Annotated in this window: 19 protein-coding genes, 1 pseudogene and 1 riboswitch; of the genes and pseudogenes, 3 read left to right on the top strand and 17 right to left on the bottom strand. The window is 38.4% G+C overall.

All coding sequences use genetic code 11. From position 1 onward, the window contains the following. Positions 1-209: 209 nt before the first annotated feature. Genes MKZ18_RS09065 through MKZ18_RS09045 form a run of 5 tightly spaced genes read right to left on the bottom strand, consistent with a single transcriptional unit; the run spans position 210 to position 5,076 of the window. A complete protein-coding gene (locus MKZ18_RS09065; RefSeq protein ID WP_025910540.1) occupies positions 210-1,178 on the bottom strand; it encodes a sugar phosphate isomerase/epimerase family protein in 969 nt (322 codons plus the stop codon). A gap of 18 nt (positions 1,179-1,196) precedes the next feature. Further along, positions 1,197-2,201, bottom strand: a complete 1,005-nt coding sequence (locus MKZ18_RS09060) for a Gfo/Idh/MocA family protein (RefSeq protein WP_144594019.1) — start codon at positions 2,199-2,201, stop codon at positions 1,197-1,199. 13 nt (positions 2,202-2,214) lie between these two features. Next, on the bottom strand, positions 2,215-3,240 hold the full coding sequence (locus MKZ18_RS09055; RefSeq protein ID WP_144594018.1) for a Gfo/Idh/MocA family protein: 1,026 nt from the start codon (positions 3,238-3,240) through the stop codon (positions 2,215-2,217). Between the two features lie 22 nt (positions 3,241-3,262). Then, positions 3,263-3,988 (bottom strand): ThuA domain-containing protein, encoded by a 726-nt coding sequence (locus tag MKZ18_RS09050; RefSeq protein ID WP_025910546.1) that lies wholly within the window; start codon positions 3,986-3,988, stop codon positions 3,263-3,265. Between the two features lie 53 nt (positions 3,989-4,041). Further along, positions 4,042-5,076 (bottom strand): LacI family DNA-binding transcriptional regulator, encoded by a 1,035-nt coding sequence (locus MKZ18_RS09045; RefSeq protein WP_061786620.1) that lies wholly within the window; start codon positions 5,074-5,076, stop codon positions 4,042-4,044. A gap of 324 nt (positions 5,077-5,400) precedes the next feature. Between MKZ18_RS09045 and MKZ18_RS09040 the strand changes: the two genes are divergently transcribed. Beyond that, positions 5,401-5,976 carry a cell wall hydrolase gene (locus tag MKZ18_RS09040; RefSeq protein ID WP_251385377.1) on the top strand — a complete coding sequence of 192 codons (576 nt, stop codon included), beginning with the start codon at positions 5,401-5,403 and terminating at the stop codon, positions 5,974-5,976. A 38-nt stretch (positions 5,977-6,014) separates the two neighbouring features. Here MKZ18_RS09040 and MKZ18_RS09035 read toward each other — a convergent pair whose 3' ends face one another. From MKZ18_RS09035 to MKZ18_RS09020, 4 genes are all read right to left on the bottom strand, one after another. Further along, positions 6,015-7,349 carry a sodium-dependent transporter gene (locus MKZ18_RS09035; protein WP_025908855.1) on the bottom strand — a complete coding sequence of 445 codons (1,335 nt, stop codon included), beginning with the start codon at positions 7,347-7,349 and terminating at the stop codon, positions 6,015-6,017. Between the two features lie 137 nt (positions 7,350-7,486). Beyond that, positions 7,487-7,666 carry a hypothetical protein gene (locus MKZ18_RS09030; protein WP_025908856.1) on the bottom strand — a complete coding sequence of 60 codons (180 nt, stop codon included), beginning with the start codon at positions 7,664-7,666 and terminating at the stop codon, positions 7,487-7,489. A 261-nt stretch (positions 7,667-7,927) separates the two neighbouring features. Beyond that, positions 7,928-8,671: a TspO/MBR family protein gene (locus MKZ18_RS09025; protein WP_061785514.1), complete on the bottom strand. Its 744-nt coding sequence runs from the start codon at positions 8,669-8,671 to the stop codon at positions 7,928-7,930. Positions 8,672-8,846: 175 nt separating this feature from the next. Continuing rightward, positions 8,847-10,223: a sodium/glutamate symporter gene (locus tag MKZ18_RS09020; RefSeq protein WP_025910620.1), complete on the bottom strand. Its 1,377-nt coding sequence runs from the start codon at positions 10,221-10,223 to the stop codon at positions 8,847-8,849. A 395-nt stretch (positions 10,224-10,618) separates the two neighbouring features. Next, positions 10,619-10,717, top strand: a riboswitch (TPP riboswitch). A gap of 112 nt (positions 10,718-10,829) precedes the next feature. On the opposite strand from MKZ18_RS09020, the gene tenA reads away from it, so the two are divergent. Then, entirely contained in the window at positions 10,830-11,519 is a 690-nt protein-coding gene (tenA, locus tag MKZ18_RS09015) for a thiaminase II (RefSeq protein WP_340842561.1), read from the top strand. A 332-nt stretch (positions 11,520-11,851) separates the two neighbouring features. Here the strand turns inward: tenA and MKZ18_RS09010 are convergent. The 4 genes and pseudogenes from MKZ18_RS09010 to MKZ18_RS08995 all read right to left on the bottom strand — a co-directional run. Beyond that, positions 11,852-12,394, bottom strand: a pseudogene (locus MKZ18_RS09010) (aldehyde dehydrogenase family protein); the annotation flags it as partial. A 111-nt stretch (positions 12,395-12,505) separates the two neighbouring features. Next, positions 12,506-12,808, bottom strand: a complete 303-nt coding sequence (locus MKZ18_RS09005) for an ArsR/SmtB family transcription factor (RefSeq protein ID WP_025910749.1) — start codon at positions 12,806-12,808, stop codon at positions 12,506-12,508. Positions 12,809-12,823: 15 nt separating this feature from the next. Then, the gene (locus tag MKZ18_RS09000; RefSeq protein ID WP_340842562.1) at positions 12,824-13,150 is read right to left on the bottom strand and encodes an SDR family NAD(P)-dependent oxidoreductase; all 327 of its coding nucleotides are present in this window, start codon (positions 13,148-13,150) and stop codon (positions 12,824-12,826) included. A gap of 23 nt (positions 13,151-13,173) precedes the next feature. Beyond that, positions 13,174-13,596, bottom strand: a complete 423-nt coding sequence (locus MKZ18_RS08995; RefSeq protein ID WP_251385380.1) for an SDR family NAD(P)-dependent oxidoreductase — start codon at positions 13,594-13,596, stop codon at positions 13,174-13,176. Positions 13,597-13,863: 267 nt separating this feature from the next. On the opposite strand from MKZ18_RS08995, the gene MKZ18_RS08990 reads away from it, so the two are divergent. Further along, complete coding sequence (locus MKZ18_RS08990; RefSeq protein ID WP_144594015.1) at positions 13,864-15,066, top strand: MerR family transcriptional regulator; 1,203 nt, start codon at positions 13,864-13,866, stop codon at positions 15,064-15,066. Positions 15,067-15,099: 33 nt separating this feature from the next. Here MKZ18_RS08990 and MKZ18_RS08985 read toward each other — a convergent pair whose 3' ends face one another. The 4 genes from MKZ18_RS08985 to MKZ18_RS08970 form a co-directional block, all read right to left on the bottom strand. Continuing rightward, complete coding sequence (locus MKZ18_RS08985; protein WP_144594014.1) at positions 15,100-16,068, bottom strand: nucleoside hydrolase; 969 nt, start codon at positions 16,066-16,068, stop codon at positions 15,100-15,102. Between the two features lie 189 nt (positions 16,069-16,257). Further along, positions 16,258-16,383 carry a hypothetical protein gene (locus MKZ18_RS08980; protein WP_260864975.1) on the bottom strand — a complete coding sequence of 42 codons (126 nt, stop codon included), beginning with the start codon at positions 16,381-16,383 and terminating at the stop codon, positions 16,258-16,260. Continuing rightward, complete coding sequence (locus MKZ18_RS08975; protein WP_186317472.1) at positions 16,380-16,991, bottom strand: FAD-dependent oxidoreductase; 612 nt, start codon at positions 16,989-16,991, stop codon at positions 16,380-16,382. The genes MKZ18_RS08980 and MKZ18_RS08975 overlap by 4 nt, the downstream gene beginning before the upstream one ends. Next, positions 16,924-17,505, bottom strand: coding sequence for a superoxide dismutase family protein (locus tag MKZ18_RS08970; protein WP_144594013.1), 582 nt, complete (start codon positions 17,503-17,505; stop codon positions 16,924-16,926). Before MKZ18_RS08970 ends, MKZ18_RS08975 begins: the two co-directional genes overlap by 68 nt. Positions 17,506-17,562 lie beyond the last annotated feature (57 nt).

Below are 17,562 nucleotides of genomic sequence, written 5' to 3'. Positions count from 1 at the left end.
TCCGCGGGGAGGAACCTGAGCTTCCTCGCTGCGCTGCGGAATCTCCGTTTTCCCTCTCTTTCCCGCAGGAGTCGAGTGTCCTACGCTCCATTCCACCCTGTTTCCAACATTGTTTTCACAACCAAAAAACCCTGAACGATTAAAAGTTATGAACTCTCAATCGTTCAGGTATAGTAAGGACTGAACTACTTATGTCTCAGTCTCTTTATTTATACCCACCACATTTGTGAAGGCTGCTCTTCAATTAAAATACTTTGAAGGTTTGTTACGGCACGCTTAAACCCTTCATTAATTGACATAATCGGGTCTTCATGCTCTATGCTTACAACATAATCATATCCATACGTACGTAAAGCGCTCATCATATCCGACCATTCTGTTAAGCTATGTCCACATCCTACTGAACGGAACGTCCATGCACGAGAGCGAACTTCACCATAAGGCTGCATATCTGTTAATCCATACATATTAATGTTTTCTTGATCCAAATACGTATCTTTTGCATGGAAGTGATGAATCGCATTTTCTTTAGCCAGAATTTTAATGGCTGCAACAGGATCAATTCCTTGCCACCACAAATGACTTGGGTCTAAGTTTGCACCGATTGCATCGCATGTTTCTTCACGTAGCTTTAATAATGTATACGGTGTATGTACTAAAAATCCACCGTGAAGCTCCAAACCAATTTTCACATTGTTCTCTTGTGCATAAGCGCCTACTTCTTTCCAATAAGGAATTAATTTTTCTTCCCACTGCCACTTTAAAACATCACCATACTCATTTGGCCAAGGCGTAACGGGCCAGTTTGGATATTTCGCCCCCTCATGATCACCTGCTGTCCCTGAAAAACAATTTACAACTGGGACATCCAGTAGCGAAGCTAGTTTAATCGTTTTTAATAGCGTTTCATGAGATTCTTTTGCAAAATTAACCTCTGGTGAGATTGGGTTTCCATGACAACTAAATGCGCTAATCGTTAATCCACGATTTGTAATTTGATTTTTATATGCTGTTCGTGCGGCTTCATCTTCTAACAGCTCATCTAATGGACAATGATTGTTTCCAGGATAGCCTCCTGTTCCAATTTCCACTGCATGAAGCCCAGCTGCTTTGACAGTATCAAGCATTTCTTCAAATGATTTATCTGCAAATAATACGGTAAATACCCCTAGTTTCACCTTGTTTTCCCCCTTTTTTTACTTCTTACTACTATTATAAATAGCATCGATGATTGCTGATGTTTGAAGCGCTTCTTCCGGCTTTACAACGAGATCCTCTTTACCTTTACAAGCATTAATAAAATTGTTCGCTTGTAATAAGCTAAAGTTTTCTTCCCCATCTATCCAAGCTGCTTGGCTATTTAACAACATGCCATTTTTGGATGTATATAATTCAAACGGGAATACATTGATGCCTCCATTAACACCAGAGATGCTTACATGCTCTTCGTCATCTGCTATGTTAGCTGACCAAGATGTTTCAAGTAACAAAGATGCACCGTTATCAAATTTGACATAGGCTGTGACGTGGTCATCTACTTCAAACGTTTCGTGATTAAACGTACCCCACTGATTTAGCTGGTTGGGTGAACGGCTTAAGTCGTTATACGTAGATCCCACTACTTCTGTATGGCTTGGATTCCCAATTAGCCATACAGCTAAGTCAAGAAGATGACAGCCGTAGTCGATTAAGCTCCCTCCACCTTGCAGCTCTTTATTAGTAAACACGCCCCATCCTGGTACCTTTCGGCGTCTCATTGCTCGTACTCGCGCAACAAGTGGTTTCCCCACTTCGTCCATGCTTTTTTTAGCCGCCTGTGCTTCCTGCATGAATCGATAATGATAGGCAATTGCTAACACTTTATCTGCTTTCTTCGCTTCTTGAATCATCTGCTCACATTCAGCTTTCGATAAGGCCATTGGCTTTTCACATAACACATGAACGCCAGCTTTTAACGCTTCTACTGCGTATTCAGCATGGAATTTATTCGGTGTACAAATGCAAACAGCATCGACTTCTGCAAACATGTCTTTGTAATCAATAAATACATGTGGAATATTATGCTCATTTGCTACTTCCGTTGCACGCTCAGCGTTAATATCACTTACAGCCACAATCTCACACTCATCCTGTAGCTGTTTAAATGCGGGAATGTGGCGGCCTACTGCAATGCCGCCCACTCCAATAATTCCTACTTTCACAGCTGTCACCTCATTACACTTGCTTAATTTGTTTTGTTTCACTTGACTCAAGAGCAGCCAAAATAACAGCTAATGACTTAAATCCTTCTTCGCCGGAAACCGGTGTTTCTGTATCGTTAATGATTGCATCCACAAATTTTTCAACAACGTGAGAGTTGCTTTGACCACCATCATCATTTGATTGAATTTTTCCTAACTCGTACTTCACAACTTCCCCAGTTGTGTATTGAACTACTAATGAATAGTTTGGATCATCTTCTAGGCGAAGAATTGCTTTTTCGCCATAAATGATTGTTGAATTATCTTCTTTGCTTGTGTACGCCCAGCTTGCTGCTAGCGTACCCACAATGCCGCTTTCTGTTTTTAGTACGCACACAGCATTATCATCTACGTCGCCAAAGTCTTTTGCAGTTGTTTCAACAAATGCACCAACTTCAACGATTTCTTCTCCTAAAATGTAGCGAAGCAAGTCAGTTTTGTGAACACCTAAATCTCCCATCGCTCCAATAAATGCTTCTTCTTTTCTAAAGAACCAGCTGTCTTTACCATCTGCGCTCCAACCTTCTGGACCACCGTGTCCGAAAGCTGTACGGAAGCTATAGATCCTTCCAACTTCGCCGTTTTCAATTAATTGGCGTGCTTTTTGATGAGATGCTACAAAGCGTTGATTATGAGCAATCATAAGCTTTTTGTTGTTGGCTTTAGCCGCTTCAATCATTGCTTCAGCTGATTCTTTTGACGTTGCCATTGGCTTTTCGCACAAAACATGTACTCCGCTGTTTAATGCTACAACCGAGATAGGAGCATGCAGGTAGTTCGGTGTACAAACGCTAACTGCATCTACCGTTCCACTTGCTAACAGCTCTTCATAACTTGTATAAGCCTTTACGCCGTATTCACTTGCTACTTTATTGACACGCTCTTCGTTAATATCGCAAACTGCTACTAACTCTACATCTTTGTTCATTTTATATTCTGGTAGATGGCGATACTGAGCAATACTTCCACAACCGATAACCGCTACTTTTAATTTCTCCATTATTCTTCTCCCCTTTAATTCTTTAGTTTTTCACCGTAATTTTTTCAAGTGGCTGAGCGTTTCCGTATACTGGACGCTTGCGATCAACAGGCTTCGCCCAATTTACAGCGTTTACAATTACACGTTGGATATCTTTATGGTGGTAAGTTGGGTATGTTTCATGTCCTGGTCGGAAGTAAAATACCTTCCCATTTCCACGCTTATACGTGCAGCCACTGCGGAAGACTTCTCCGCCTTCAAACCAACTTGTGAAAACAAGTTCATCTGGAGCTGGGATATCAAAGTGCTCTCCATACATTTCTTCACGCTCAAGTTCAATAAATTCTGAAATACCTTCTGCAATTGGGTGAGAAGGATCTATAACCCATAAACGCTCTTTTTCATCTGCTTCACGCCATTTTAAATCACAGCTTGTTCCCATTAATGTTTTAAAGATTTTTGAAAAATGCCCCGAATGTAAGACGATTAGTCCCATACCATCCAACACGCGTTGCTGTACTTTTTGGACAATCTCATCAGATACTTCTTCATGAGCTAAATGTCCCCACCATACAAGCACATCAGTATTTTCAAGAACTTCATCAGTTAATCCATGCTCAGGCTCATCCAGCGTAGCTGTTGCAGTTGCATAGCCAGCTTCTTGTAAAAATGAAGCGATGGCGCCGTGAATTCCTTCCGGATAAACTTCTCTTACAACTGGATTTTTTTGTTCGTGACGATTCTCATTCCATACCGTTACTTTTGTCATTTTTATATCCCCTTTGTCATCATTAACTTTTAGTGAACCGATTAACTTACCACTTACCCTTTCTTTTTAGCCGTGGACTCTCGATGAATAAGCTCCGTCGACAGTCGAATATGCTGAAGTGCAGTAGTGTCATTTTCAATTGCTTGAATGATTGCTGTGGCAGCCACCGATCCTTTATTAAATACATCTTGACGTACCGTAGTTAAGCTAGGTGTAGCATAACTACTAAACGTTAAATCATCAAATCCCACAATTGAATAGTCTTCTGGTATGCGCTTACCTTCCTCTTGTAGCGCTTTCATTATTCCTAATGCTAGCGTATCAGATGAAGCAAAGAATGCAGACATAGAATGTGGACGTGATAATAACTCTTTTCCCATCCTGTATCCATTTTCAAATGAACTATCTAACGCTTCGAATACATGTGATTTGCACGGCTTGATTCCCGCTGCTTTGAGCGCTTTTTCGTAGCCAATAAACCGCTTATAGTCGATGGGGCTATTTGTCATTCGATGCGCAATGAAACCAATCGCACTGTGCCCTAGATCAATTAAATGTTTCGTAGCCTGGTAGCCACCTTCCTCGTCGTTCATCGTAATATGATTGAAATAACGCTCGTACTTATCGTATGTATCCACTAACACGATAGGCTTGGATAACGCTTTCATCTCTTCGTATAAACGATTTGGAAATACCCCTAAAAATAAGAGGCCATCTACGTTTCGCTTCCGAATCCATTTCATACATTCACTTGGGCTTTGCACACCTGAAATGAGTAAATCATATCCATTTTTACGAAGTACGTATTCGATTCCACTAATCATTTCACTTTGATAGTGATTATCTTTAAACATCGTAACAAGGGAATCGTTCACTAACGGAAACATAACCGCAATGACATTTGATTTCCGCTTTGATAAGCTTACTGCGGTTAGATTTGGTTCATATTCAAGCTCTTTAACCGCTTTCAAAATTCGCTGCTTTGTTTCATCTGATACTTTGTTAATACCATTTAACACATAAGATACAGCTGCGGGAGAAACTCCTGCGTGCTTTGCAACATCTCGAATCGTTATTTTCCCATTCATATACCCACTCCAGTTAAACGGTTAACTAGTTACACGCTCATTATAAGTCACCTTAAATTTCAAGTCAATCCTCTTTTTTAAAAATAAGAATGGTTCTTTACACTTAGCAGACCTTTACGTACAGTTACTCTTCTTCTTTATCTCACTCTATTAAAGTGAAAAGCTGACTGTTCGTTAAGGATGTGTACATTTATTACGATTATTGTTAAATTTATTTAATATCTTCCTAGACTGGTATGTTTTCATTAATGACAAGACACCTCATATGCTGTTACTCTTTAGAACGTGCACGCTAAGACACTACACATCGGAGGTTATAAAACTATGTGGAAAAAGTTAGCTATTATTGGTGCTTTAACAGTATCTATGCTCGGATTAGGGCATTCAGCAAGCGCAGCGGAAACAACGCATCGCGTAGACAGCGGCGATTCCCTTTATAAAATTGGGATGGAATATGGTGTCTCTATTAAAGATTTAAAAGCTGAAAACAACAAAGAAACTGACGCACTTGCAATCAATGAAACACTAAAAATCCCAAGCTCAATTAGCAGTACAGACAAAGATCTATTAGCTCGCATTATACATGCAGAAGCAAAAGGAGAGCCTTACGCTGGAAAGGTTGCCGTTGCGACTGTTATCTTAAACCGTGTCGATGATGATGCGTTCCCAAATTCTATTCGTGAAGTCATTTACCAAAAAGGCCAGTTTGAACCTGTAAGCAATGGTGAAATTAACAAGCCAGCTGATGCTGAAGCGAAAAAAGCAGTAAACGAAGCGTTAGCATTACATGGGGGAGGTAGCGGTTCTCTCTTCTTCTTTAACCCTTCAAAAACAGATAATCAATGGTTACGTCAAAAAGAAGTCACTACTACAATCGGTGATCATGTTTTTGCAAAATAACAAATGAAAAAAGCACTCCTTTTGGAGTGCTTTTTTACCTAGTAGGCACTAGCTAAATTAAATAAAACCACAATAATAATGAATGGCAAAATATATTTAACTAGGATAAACCACGTTGAAAATAACCTTTCAGATTTTGGGCTTCCCGTTTTAAATTCTTCAAACACGTGCTCTTTTTTCATTTTCCATGTAATAAAAATAGCAATTAAAAGACTTCCAATGGGAAGCATTAAGTTACTTACAAAGAAATCTGCTGTGTCAAAGATGTTTCTACCAAACACCGTGATGTGCTTTAAGACACCAAATGACAGCGCTGAAGGCAACCCAACAAGAAAGACAATAGCTCCTGCTAACACTGCAGATTTTGGACGCTTCTCCTGCTTTTCTTTTGTAAGAGCCGCCACAATAATTTCTAAAAGTGAAAAAGATGAAGTTAACGTTGCAAATAAAAATAACAGCAAAAATAGTGCTAAAAATACAGGGCCGAATGGTACTTGCTCAAACACTTGTGGCAATACAACAAAAAGCAATCCTGGCCCTTCTGTTGGTTCCATGCCTAATGCAAATACGGCAGGAAAAATAGCTAACCCAGCGAGAAGTGATACAACCAGATTTAAAACAGAGATGGAACCGGCAGATTTTGTTAAGCTTATATCTTTTCCTAAATAAGAACTATAAGTAACCATGCAAGATAAACCTACGCATAGAGAAAAGAAAGACTGCCCTAATGCGTACAAAACAGATGTACCTGTAATGGCACTAAAATCAGGCTTCAAAAAGAACTCTATACCTTCCATTGCCCCATCTAGCGTTAACGAGCGAACAACGATAATTAAAAAACAAATAAATAACAAAGGCATCATATATTTGTTTGTACGCTCAATCCCTTTTTGAACTCCTCTTGATACAACATATACATTAATAATCAAAAATAAAGCCTGAGCTCCAATTACTAGATAAGGCTCTGCAATAACCGTATTAAAAAGTGCACCATACTCTTTTCCAGTAAGTAGTCCACTAAGACTCATAATGGTATAAAGAATAATCCATCCGCCTACAACGCTGTAAAAAGACAACAAGACCAGACAGCTGATAACGCCTACTCGTCCAATCCAAACCCAAGCTGTGTTGGGGGCAATTGCTTTATATGCACTAATCGCTTCTTTTCCAGTATGCCTACCAATAATAAATTCCGCTAACAACAACGGTAACCCGATAAAGAGCGTAAACAGTACAAACAATAAAAAGAATGCTCCTCCACCGCTTGTCCCAGTCACATAGGGAAATTTCCAAATGGCACCAAGACCGATCGCAGCACCTGCAGATGCTAATACGAATCCTAAACGTGAAGACCACTGATTTGCTTTACTCATATAACCAAATTCTCTCCTCTTCTATACTCATCTGAATAGTACTTTATCATATATTGAAGAGAAAATCATTCTCTATTGCATTTTTTCAAGAAAAACACTGCTTGTTTCGTTTTCTTACAATAACTTTTTTGTTCTAGCTATTCGCGAAAAGAAGACTCGTCACCGTCATATGCTTCTTGATTCGAAATAATTTCAATATGCAAGTGTCCTGCTTTTTCTAATCGAAGGACCTCTCTTTCCGCTTCTGCATAATCTTTACATGTAATTTGACTGTACTCCATATTTTCTTTATCTGTATAAGCTACTAAATACGTCATTTTTAAGCTCCTCTTTTACTTTATTACTTATGATATAGCCTTGAATGAATCCCTTTAAACATCCAAGACTATTTTTTTCTTCTTCACATATTTATATATAAAATCCGTTTGGTGTAAAGGAGGGTACAGAATGGCCTTTATTTTATCTTTTATTCCCATTGTTGTCCCTTTTGGCATATTGATTTGCTTAATCGGTTTCACATCTTCTTTATTAGAGGATCGTAACGAAAAAAAGAAACCCTAGCAATCGCTAGGATTTCTTCACTTTCGATAATTACGAATGAGCTGAACAATGATATTAAGTGCCAATATTACGACTACAACCCAAACTGTTGTTACAATCCCTGAGTATGCGCTTTGCTTAACAGAAATTGCAATAAAAGCCCATATGAATACGAGTGAGTATGCGATATCTCTGTTTTTTCTTGTAAACAAAACGCCTAATATTCCGCCCACTACAAGCATAATGATTGCCCACGTCTGTTCACCTAAACCAAACAGCGTTTCGATTCCATTAGCTTGGAATACAACAAAGACATTAACAATTGTTGCTACGGATACCCAGCCAATATAAATAGAAATCGGCAGCCTCATAAACCATGTTGTCATTCTGGAATTTTGAATGATGGAGTAAATAATCATTAGCGTTACTAAGAATAGAACGATGACGAGTAAAGCAAGAGTAAAGTAACGATATTGAAAGATAAAAATCCATGCACTATTTAGTAAACAACTAATGAAGAACCAAATACCAATTTTCGCATAGATTTCTTTTTGATCTTCTCTCGCAATAAATTGACGAATAATCCAGATAATTAGAAGCGTATAAATTAGGCCCCATATCGCAAACGCATAGCCTGCTGGCGTAAACAGTGTTGGTACGCTATCAGATACTTCACCTGTAGTTTGACCACCTATTGGTAAAGCGTTCGCTAAATAGTTTACGATTAACACAAGAACTAAACCAATCGCATTTAAGATACTATAAAAACGAAAATTTGCCATACTATTTCTCCTTTCCTGTAGATGTAAATATAGTTGTTCTAGCTAAAAAGATAAAATAGTAGCTTCTCTTCATTAATACCTCGTCTGACTTAAATTTATGCACTCGTTAACAATTTTTCTTAGAATAGGCCTTTTGACTCCTAAAAAAATAACAACTCAGCCTTAGGCTGAGTTGTTATTTTGAGTTTGCTTCTATACTTCTTGATTGACTGGATGATTTCTTTTCGTTTTTAACCCATCCTCTTAACATGGCAAATAAATAAATAGCTATGCTTGCTCCAATTGTAATAAGCACAAACAACCAATGCTGGCTCGTTGCAATCATTAATGGAGCAAATGTAATAAGGAGAATCTCTACCGGCGCAATCGGTATATATGCCAACGCGTAATCATCGAGTGTTTTACTTTTGCTTTCAGGATCCGCGATACGCAATAGTGCGATTCCCATTGCCGTTGTTCCTGTAATCCATCCCCAAGTGAAAATTCCTCGTTCAAACCAAATTGGACCAAAGAACTTGCCAGAAAGAACTCGGAATACAAACCATGCAAACAACAGACCGAATAATAATAACAGTGCAAAAGGTACAATATAGCTTGCTACCGCTGATAAACTAATAGAAGCAATACCAAACGCAACTAAGAAGTCTGTTGCACTTCCACTAATTCTGTTCATTACATCTGCATTAATATACTGATCGCTATTCGTTTTCTTCATAATACCTTTAATAGCTAAACCTACAAGAAAAGCTAGTGAAAAAGCCGGTATTGTTACTGAAGGCAACAACGTTTGACCTAGCTCACTTAAATAGTAGCCACCTAATGCGATAATTGTCACTAAAGCCACATGTAAGACAAGTGGATCAACAGCAATCGATGATACCGTATCCATTTTTGTAGAAGTGCGCTTTTCAGGGGGGATTAATCCTGTTCTTAATTCTCGTGGTAAGTCTTCAAATCTTGCAAGATAATTTGTTTCACCTTTTTTCGAATAATATTTAATGAACGCCAACCCTACTACGATTGAGCAAATAACACCAATTGTTGCTGATGTCATCGCTAGCGATAATCCTTCTTCCCATCCTTGCTTTGCAAACGCATCTCCGACAGCAGCCGCTGTTCCATGTCCACCGATAAATCCTGCTGCTAATAACAAGCCAAATCCTAAGTTTAAATCTCCCCAAACGTTATTTAATAGCAGCAATGAAAATAGTAAACCGACGCCCCACATTGCTAGCATAATCATTTGAGAATACGACCACATACTACCTACGCGACCCGCTATTTCTTTAAACTTTACACTTTGAGTTGCAATTGGAATTGCACCAAAAATAACCGCGATTAGAATACCTGGATAAGTTCCAATTTGATCAGTGAATGGAATGAGGCCAATACCGTTTGGCCCTAATGCTAAACCCAATATTCCGGCAATAATACTCGCAGGTAAAAATAAGTTTTGTACCCACCTGACCTTTGCTCGAATAATGGTACCAGCCACTAATAACAGTGAGATGAAACCAAGATCCACAAATAAATCCCATGCTGATAGATTCATTAAACAACCTCCTTAAAAAATATAATTCCTACTAAATCGACAGGACTAATTTATATTAAACTAGGCAAACTGAAAAGGCCATTTAGCTTCAGCTAAATACCTCTTCAATTTGTAGCTTAATTCTTTAATTGAGCTTGTTTAAACGTAACGAGCTTACAATTATTATAGCATGATAGCACAGCCTTTGCACATTCCGACAAGATTCGTGACAATTTTCTCATTTTTTCATTAACTACTTCAATCGTTTAGTTACTAGTTTCATATGTAATTTATCTCGTTTATTTTTTTAAAAAATATCACTATTCAAACTACTACTTCCGTTACTTTTGAACCATTCTTTCTAAACTTTTGTATAATTCTTTTTTTTATGTTAAATTGAATAAGAATAAAATGAAAGAATCCACTAGGGGTGCCGTTTGGCTGAGACAAGGAATCTTGATCCCTTTGAACCTGATCTGGCTTATACCAGCGTAGGAAAGTGGTACGGCGTTGTCGTGTAATACACCAACAACTGTCTTTACCACTCCATATAATGGGGTGTTTTTTTTGTTATTGCCTACATTTATAAGCGCGTTCCTTGTGGATTCAATTAGGGAGGAATATCAATTGTCATTTTCAGCTCAATTACGCAAAGAAGCAGCTTACATTTACGATGCCATCTTTCAACATCCATTTGTTGCAGGTATTAAGGAAGGAAAAGTTCCAAAAGAAGCTTTAATTCATTATGTGTCACAGGATTATGAATATTTAACTGCTTTTGTTCGCATATACGGTGCGGCGTTAACAAAATGTAGTACCCGTGATGAAATGGAAGTGTTTAATAACGGTATTTCAATTGTTTTACATAGTGAAGTCCATCCTCATAATAATTTTTGTAAAGTAGCTGGCATTCGTTATGAAGATATGAAGCATCAGCCCTTAGCACCAACAGCAAATCATTATATTAGCCATATGATGACGGTCGCACATACAGGGACACTAGGTGAAATTATTGCTGTGCTACTGCCATGTCCATGGACATACGTTGAAATTGGCAAGCGCATTGCAGGCGAAGTGAACTTAACACCGGATCACCCTTTTTACGAATGGATTTCCTTTTATACCAATGGAGAAATGAAAGAAACGACAAAATGGTTTTGTGACAAATTAGATGAGTTAGCAGAAAAAGCTTCAGCTGAGGAACGTAGACGTATGAAAGAGCATTTTATCAAAAGTTGCGAACTTGAGTATCTATTTTGGGACATGGCCTACAAACAAGAGCAATGGCCTCTATCTCAAACCATCGTGCACTCATAACAAACGAGTTTGGGACATAACAAAATGATTGCTTCTAAGAGACGAACAATAGCTGTTCCAATCTTTTTGGTTTGTCTGAACACGTTCGTTCCATTGCGCTACGGCCACTCGCTTTCCGCGGGGAGGAACCTGAGCTTCCTCGCTGCGCTGCGGGATCTCAGTCTTCCCTCTCTTTCCCGCAGGAGTCGAGTGTCCTACGCTCCATTCCACCCTGTTTCCAACATTGTTTTCACAATGAACCAAAAAACCTGAACGATTAAAAGCGAGAAACTCTCAATCGTTCAGGTTTATCATTGGCTGAATTACTTATGTCCCAGCCTCTTCGTTTGACGTTATTTCAAAAACTTTTTAATCGTTTTTAGACTTTGGTTATCAGACGGATACTTAAAGGCAAAATCAAACTTTGTTGTTTGCTTCAGCACGCTTTTAAAGTGTGAAAACGTTTTAAAGCTTGCCTCACCGTGATATTGACCGATTCCACTCTCTCCAACTCCTCCAAATGGCAGGTGCGGCGTTGCCAGGTGCATAATCGTATCGTTAATGCACCCTCCCCCAAATGAAACCGTGTTAATAATTTGCTGCTGAACCTCTTCACTTTCTGAAAACAAATATAGAGCTAGCGGCGTTGCTTTTTGATGAACTGCACTTACGACCTCATCTACACTTTCATATTCAATAAGAGGTAAAATTGGACCGAAAATTTCGTCTTGCATAACGCTTGAATCCCATTTTACTTCGTCTAAGACGGTTGGAGCAATCTGGAGCGTTTCTTCATTATAATTACCGCCAATTACAACTTTTCCATCTTGTAAAAACTCAATTAAACGATCGAAGTGTCTCTCACTGACAATTCTGCCATAACGCCCGCTTGTGAGTACATCTTCGCCATAAAACTGCGTTACCGCTTTTGCTTTTCGACAATATTGCTGATAATGTTCTCATCTGTAACGTAATACTCACTATGCTTCATTTCTTCACCTCTTTGATCATAAACATTCTTTTTCAATTGTTGAAATTAATTCCTTTAATAGCCCTACCGCATCTTCTAATGCGAGTGAATAATAACGCTGCGTTCCTTTTTGCTCAATACTTACAAGCTTTTGGTCACGTAATATTTTTAAATGATGAGAAACTGCTGGTCGAGAGAGGGTTGATTCTTTTGCGATTTCATTGACCGTTAGTGGTTCCTTTTCTGCTAATAATAAAATAATGTCCTGTCTCGCTGAATCGCTTAGTGCTTGAAAAACAGGAATACTTGATCGAAATAATTCCACTGCGCGTGTACTCATGCTACCTATCCTCTCTTACTTAACTTCTTGCATACTTCTTACAACTTTTGTAATAAGCTTACGTGGGAAAAACCTCGGCAGCATAGTTGCTACTTTAGCTCCAAGTATAATAATCGTTTTCCCTCTCATGAATTGTTCATAACCTACTTTCGCTACATCTTCCACATGGAGAGCCCCTGATTCAAATAATTTTGAGCTACTTAAATTAGCTCGGTCACTAAAGCCCGTCTTAGTAGGCCCCGGGCAAAGCGCACTAATGGTTATATTAGTATCTTTCAACTCATTCTCCAACGCTTCAGTAAACGATAAAACATAGGCCTTTGTTGCATAGTAAACAGCCATCAATGGTCCAGGTAAAAAAGAAGCTACTGATCAATGTTAAGAATTCGCCCTTGGTTACGCTCCACCATTTCTGGTAAGAATAGCTTCGTTAAATACGTGAGCGTTTTTATATTTAAGTCAATCATATCTGCTTCTTCAGCCCAAGATGTCTCGATAAATGTACCATATAAACCGAAGCCAGCATTGTTGACTAGAAACTGAACCGTAATACGTTGTTGCTTTATTTCATCGTAAAGCTTTAACGCCTCTTTTTGTTTAGAAAGATCTTTTATACTAATTAAAACAGAAATTGAATAGTTATTTTCAAGCTCTTTCTTTAACTCTTCCAGCTTTTCTTTACTACGTGCTACTAATACGAGTGAATAGCCATCTTCCGCAAAATGATATGCCAATTGTCTTCCAATTCCACCTGACGCACCTGTAATCAAAGCATATCCTTTTTCCATTTAAAACAGCCCTTGCGTTTATATGTTTAAAAACTTAAACATTTGAACATATCTTATCGAACTTAGTTTATACTGTCAACTTTTTATACATACGAGCATTTTACAAATTTCTCTTTTTGTTTACATAAAAGGCTAATGTCGTCTAGTTTTGACAACCTTTGTCACCTAGCAGGAAAAATTAGTTAGATATGGTGAATACAACATACAACGAAAATCAAGCTAGTACATACTTTTTATTATTAGGAAAGAATTAGAGGAGGAAAAAAAATGACTGAAATTTATACAATTAAAGCTGTATGTGACCGCCTAGATATAGATCGTCGCACATTAAAAGGGTGGGAAAGTTCCTTACAGGGTTATTTATATATTGAGAGAAGAGATGGAGCACGTGTATATACTGAGGACAAAATTGAGTTGCTCAGTGATATTAACCAGCTATTTGCGGAAAACTGCACCTTAGATGAAGTGAAAGAATACATACAGCTAGTGAGCCAAGAAACGCAGACGGTCTATGAAGAAGCTGCTCCTACAGTTGACGAAGTGTCGTCTGCAGAGACGAACGAAGATGTAGAGTCAAAATCCCTTGAGAAACCTGAAGACAGAATTGAGGAAATAGATGAAAAGGAAACTCACCCGCCTATTGAAGAACCAATTACTGAAGAGAAAGCGAACGTGTCTAATGAAGAGCTACTAAACAAACAAAGTCATCTTCATGCTAATGAATCAGAACCCGTCTCTTCTAATGACGTTATCGTACAAGAACGAGAAATATTGCAAGGAGAACTTGTAGAAGCGGTGCGACGCTACGAGGATGTTTTTGAAGTATTAAATTCATTTAAAGATGATTTATTAAAAGAAATGCGTGAAGGAATGCGTAACGAAGTACGTGAAGAAATTGTTGGTGAAGTAAAAAAAGAGCTTGAAAAAAGCGCTAATCAAACGTACGAAATGGTTGAAACGGTGGGAGCTGTTATCTCTGAGTCTTCAGAACGTAACGCTAAAGAAGTCGAGAATATGTCTAAGAAAATTATCCGTGCCAATGAAAGAGCATTGGATGAAATCTCGTCCATTATGGATGAACAGTCTCATACCGCAGAGCAAAGCGCTGAAGAAATGAAATTGTATATGAAAGATATCGTAGCGAATGCCGATGAATCATCAAAAGAGATGCAATATTTACTTGATCGCTTTTCTAGCAATTCTACCGTTGCAATGAATCAAGTTAAATTTATGGTCGAAAAGCTCTCTAATTCTTCTAGCCATACGACAGAAGAACTGCGAGATTTAATTGATTCCATGAATGAAGAGCGCGTTTACTATTTGAAAGAAATGGAAAAGGAAAGAAAGCTTCACCGCCAAAATGTGTCTGAGCGAGAAGAAATGTTCAATGATTTTGTTCAAACATTTCGCCAAACAGCTGCTGCTGATATGAAAAGAAAGCGAAAGTGGTGGAAGCTCTTTTTATCATAATAAGTAAAGTCCCCAGTATCATGGGGACTTTACTTATTTTACGGGTCTTACTAAAATTGTCGTAAGCTCTTTTAGGAATGCCTGTTCATTAATACCCCAAGCTATATATGATGGTTCTTTTTGTTCTTCAACTAATGTTTTAGGTCGAAAATCTGCGATACTTTCTCCTTTTGCTTCTCCACTTAAATCTACACTTACTTTACGTTGAACATATTGAATAAGCTCATCGTTAACTAAAACCATTAACGGAACGATATCATGTATAGGCGTTCCTTGTATACCAGGCCATTGCTTTTTATAGGCTTCAAAATAATAAGTATAAATTGGTAATATTAGAGGTTGAAATGGGTTTTGACTGGTTGATGATATTTTTTGAATCGTTTCCGGCTTTACAATAACCTTATGAGTAACGTTTAATGGATACACTCGCACCTTTTCTGCTCGTTCCATAACTACATTAGCCGCAATAGAATCGCCATGAAAGTTAGCTTCTGCAACAGGCGTAACATTTCCTGGCACCATAAAAGCGCCACCCATTATAAAAAATTCATTTACATATTCATTTAATACATCCCCATGAAGTACAAATAACATAGCTAATTCCGTTAGACGTCCCGTAGCAATCACCGTAATATTCCCTTTATACGTTTCAATTAACTCGAATGATTTACTAAATGGCTCCACCGGTAACGCAAAGGATGGAGGAACATTAATTGGCCCTAAAGTTTCTCCATGTATCTCAGGATAAAAAACAGAGATTTCACCTGTGATTGGTCCTTTAGCCCCTTCTATAATTGGAATATCTTTACGATTTGCTAACGTTAAAACATAAGAAGTATTTAAAATCGCATCTTCTTTTGATACATTTCCATATCCGCTCACAATCCCTACTACGTTAATATTAGGATGTAAAAGAGCATACATAAGCGCCAAGGCATCATCAATACCTGGGTCCATAAACAACAAGACGTTAATCTCTTCTCGCAAAGCACCACCTCCCATTTTTTAACACACACCTTATATAGTATATTTATGTTCAGTGATGCTTTGAAATACATGATACCCGCTTACAGATGCTCCGATCGTTCCTGCACCAGGGAAAATCGTATCTCCACAGAGCCATGCCCTTAACACCCGAGCGATGGGAAAGACTGTTAAACAGAGCATTCTCTAACGTTTGAGGAAATCCTCCTACGTCCCTTGAGCTCTGGATGTGAAACGTTCCCACGCCACCGGTCCACCTAAAATTTGATGAATGGCAGATTCAATATGTGGAATGACTGTTTTTATTCCTTCAATCATTTTTGTTTCCATCACTGTTTTTTAGCATCGTAAGCTTCTTTTGTTTGCCACTTGTTTAGCTCAATATGAGTTGAAGCTGTAATCGTTCGATAGCCTTTTGGTGCACGCTTTTCATCATTTGGATGGGAGATGGAAACAAAAATGTGTTCACCTTCTGTCATATCTCCTTGCTCTGATAGAAGAATTTGCTGAAATAAAGAAAGATTATTCGGTAAATCTTCTTCTTTGACAGCCAAATACATCGTATATGTACCCCACTGCGGTAATTTCGCTTTTGCTCTCAGCTTTGGGGTTAGCTTCATATATACGTCTTCATCTAGTATTGTGCCTAAGTTTTGAACCGGCACATTGCACACAACATGAAAAGCATCATAGGAATTATCACGATGGTCATGGATAATCCACCGATTGTCCTTTCTTTCTATTCGTACTGCTTCTCTTCCTTTTATTGCTTTTCCTCCATGATTTTCAATGTACGTCTGAAGTCTTTCTGCAACTTGATACAGTCCTCCCTTTACATAAAACGCTCCTTCGCGACTTTTACTTTTTAACGTTTTATTTCGTAATGACGCCGCAAATAACGCGGTCGCCAGAGTTCCCTGCAGGGTCCGTTTCATAATCATCTGGCTCTGCATGAATAACGAGGGATGAACCGTCAACATCTAGTAATGAATTAGGCTTTCCTTCCGCTAGCGTTACAAGTGAAGCGAAAGTCTCTGCGTTAATTTTCCCGCGCTTATCTGCTTCTAAATTAGGAAGATCACCACCGTGAGGACCTTTCGGGTTTTTAAATCCATGCTTACGATCATAGGGATTAAAGTGTCCACCTGCGGTTTTGAAATCTGGAACTTCACATTTACCAATTTCGTGAATATGAAAACCATGTCTACCTGGAATTAGCCCTTCTGCTTCGACTTTAATACGAACTCCATTTTTCTCTTCTGTAAAGGTTGCTTTCCCTACTTTTGCCCCTTTTGTATCCATTAATTCTACCGTTAATGGCGCAACTGATTCCTTATTTACTTCTGCAGCTGGTTGGTACTCATCCTGGGAATGTTGTTGACCTTGTCCTAACCCACAGGCAGCTAATAGTAAGAAAACTGCGCTGACACAGCATTTCATTAAGATTGTTTTCATTATTAATTCCTCCTTTAGCTTTCATATCATCATCCTTTCACATTTCATAGGTTTTTA

Origin of the sequence: Priestia sp. FSL W8-0001, assembly GCF_038050335.1 — a bacterium.
In the GTDB taxonomy this organism is placed as follows: domain Bacteria; phylum Bacillota; class Bacilli; order Bacillales; family Bacillaceae_H; genus Priestia; species Priestia flexa.
The sequence above is the reverse complement of the archived record's forward strand: the minus strand, read 5'-3'. Positions and strand labels throughout refer to the sequence as shown.

What these genes read in the sequence shown, in the direction of transcription:
- MKZ18_RS08970 (WP_144594013.1), bottom strand. Translation starts at nt 17,505, where the DNA reads ATGAAAACAATCTTAATGAAATGCTGTGTCAGCGCAGTTTTCTTACTA.
- MKZ18_RS09005 (WP_025910749.1), bottom strand. Translation starts at nt 12,808, where the DNA reads ATGAGTACACGCGCAGTGGAATTATTTCGATCAAGTATTCCTGTTTTT.
- MKZ18_RS09040 (WP_251385377.1), top strand. Translation starts at nt 5,401, where the DNA reads ATGTGGAAAAAGTTAGCTATTATTGGTGCTTTAACAGTATCTATGCTC.
- MKZ18_RS09045 (WP_061786620.1), bottom strand. Translation starts at nt 5,076, where the DNA reads ATGAATGGGAAAATAACGATTCGAGATGTTGCAAAGCACGCAGGAGTT.
- MKZ18_RS09035 (WP_025908855.1), bottom strand. Translation starts at nt 7,349, where the DNA reads ATGAGTAAAGCAAATCAGTGGTCTTCACGTTTAGGATTCGTATTAGCA.
- MKZ18_RS08995 (WP_251385380.1), bottom strand. Translation starts at nt 13,596, where the DNA reads ATGGAAAAAGGATATGCTTTGATTACAGGTGCGTCAGGTGGAATTGGA.
- MKZ18_RS08975 (WP_186317472.1), bottom strand. Translation starts at nt 16,991, where the DNA reads ATGATTATGAAACGGACCCTGCAGGGAACTCTGGCGACCGCGTTATTT.
- MKZ18_RS09050 (WP_025910546.1), bottom strand. Translation starts at nt 3,988, where the DNA reads ATGACAAAAGTAACGGTATGGAATGAGAATCGTCACGAACAAAAAAAT.
- MKZ18_RS09030 (WP_025908856.1), bottom strand. Translation starts at nt 7,666, where the DNA reads ATGACGTATTTAGTAGCTTATACAGATAAAGAAAATATGGAGTACAGT.
- MKZ18_RS09020 (WP_025910620.1), bottom strand. Translation starts at nt 10,223, where the DNA reads ATGAATCTATCAGCATGGGATTTATTTGTGGATCTTGGTTTCATCTCA.
- MKZ18_RS09000 (WP_340842562.1), bottom strand. Translation starts at nt 13,150, where the DNA reads ATGGCTGTTTACTATGCAACAAAGGCCTATGTTTTATCGTTTACTGAA.
- MKZ18_RS09055 (WP_144594018.1), bottom strand. Translation starts at nt 3,240, where the DNA reads ATGGAGAAATTAAAAGTAGCGGTTATCGGTTGTGGAAGTATTGCTCAG.
- MKZ18_RS08985 (WP_144594014.1), bottom strand. Translation starts at nt 16,068, where the DNA reads ATGGGAGGTGGTGCTTTGCGAGAAGAGATTAACGTCTTGTTGTTTATG.
- MKZ18_RS08990 (WP_144594015.1), top strand. Translation starts at nt 13,864, where the DNA reads ATGACTGAAATTTATACAATTAAAGCTGTATGTGACCGCCTAGATATA.
- MKZ18_RS09025 (WP_061785514.1), bottom strand. Translation starts at nt 8,671, where the DNA reads ATGGCAAATTTTCGTTTTTATAGTATCTTAAATGCGATTGGTTTAGTT.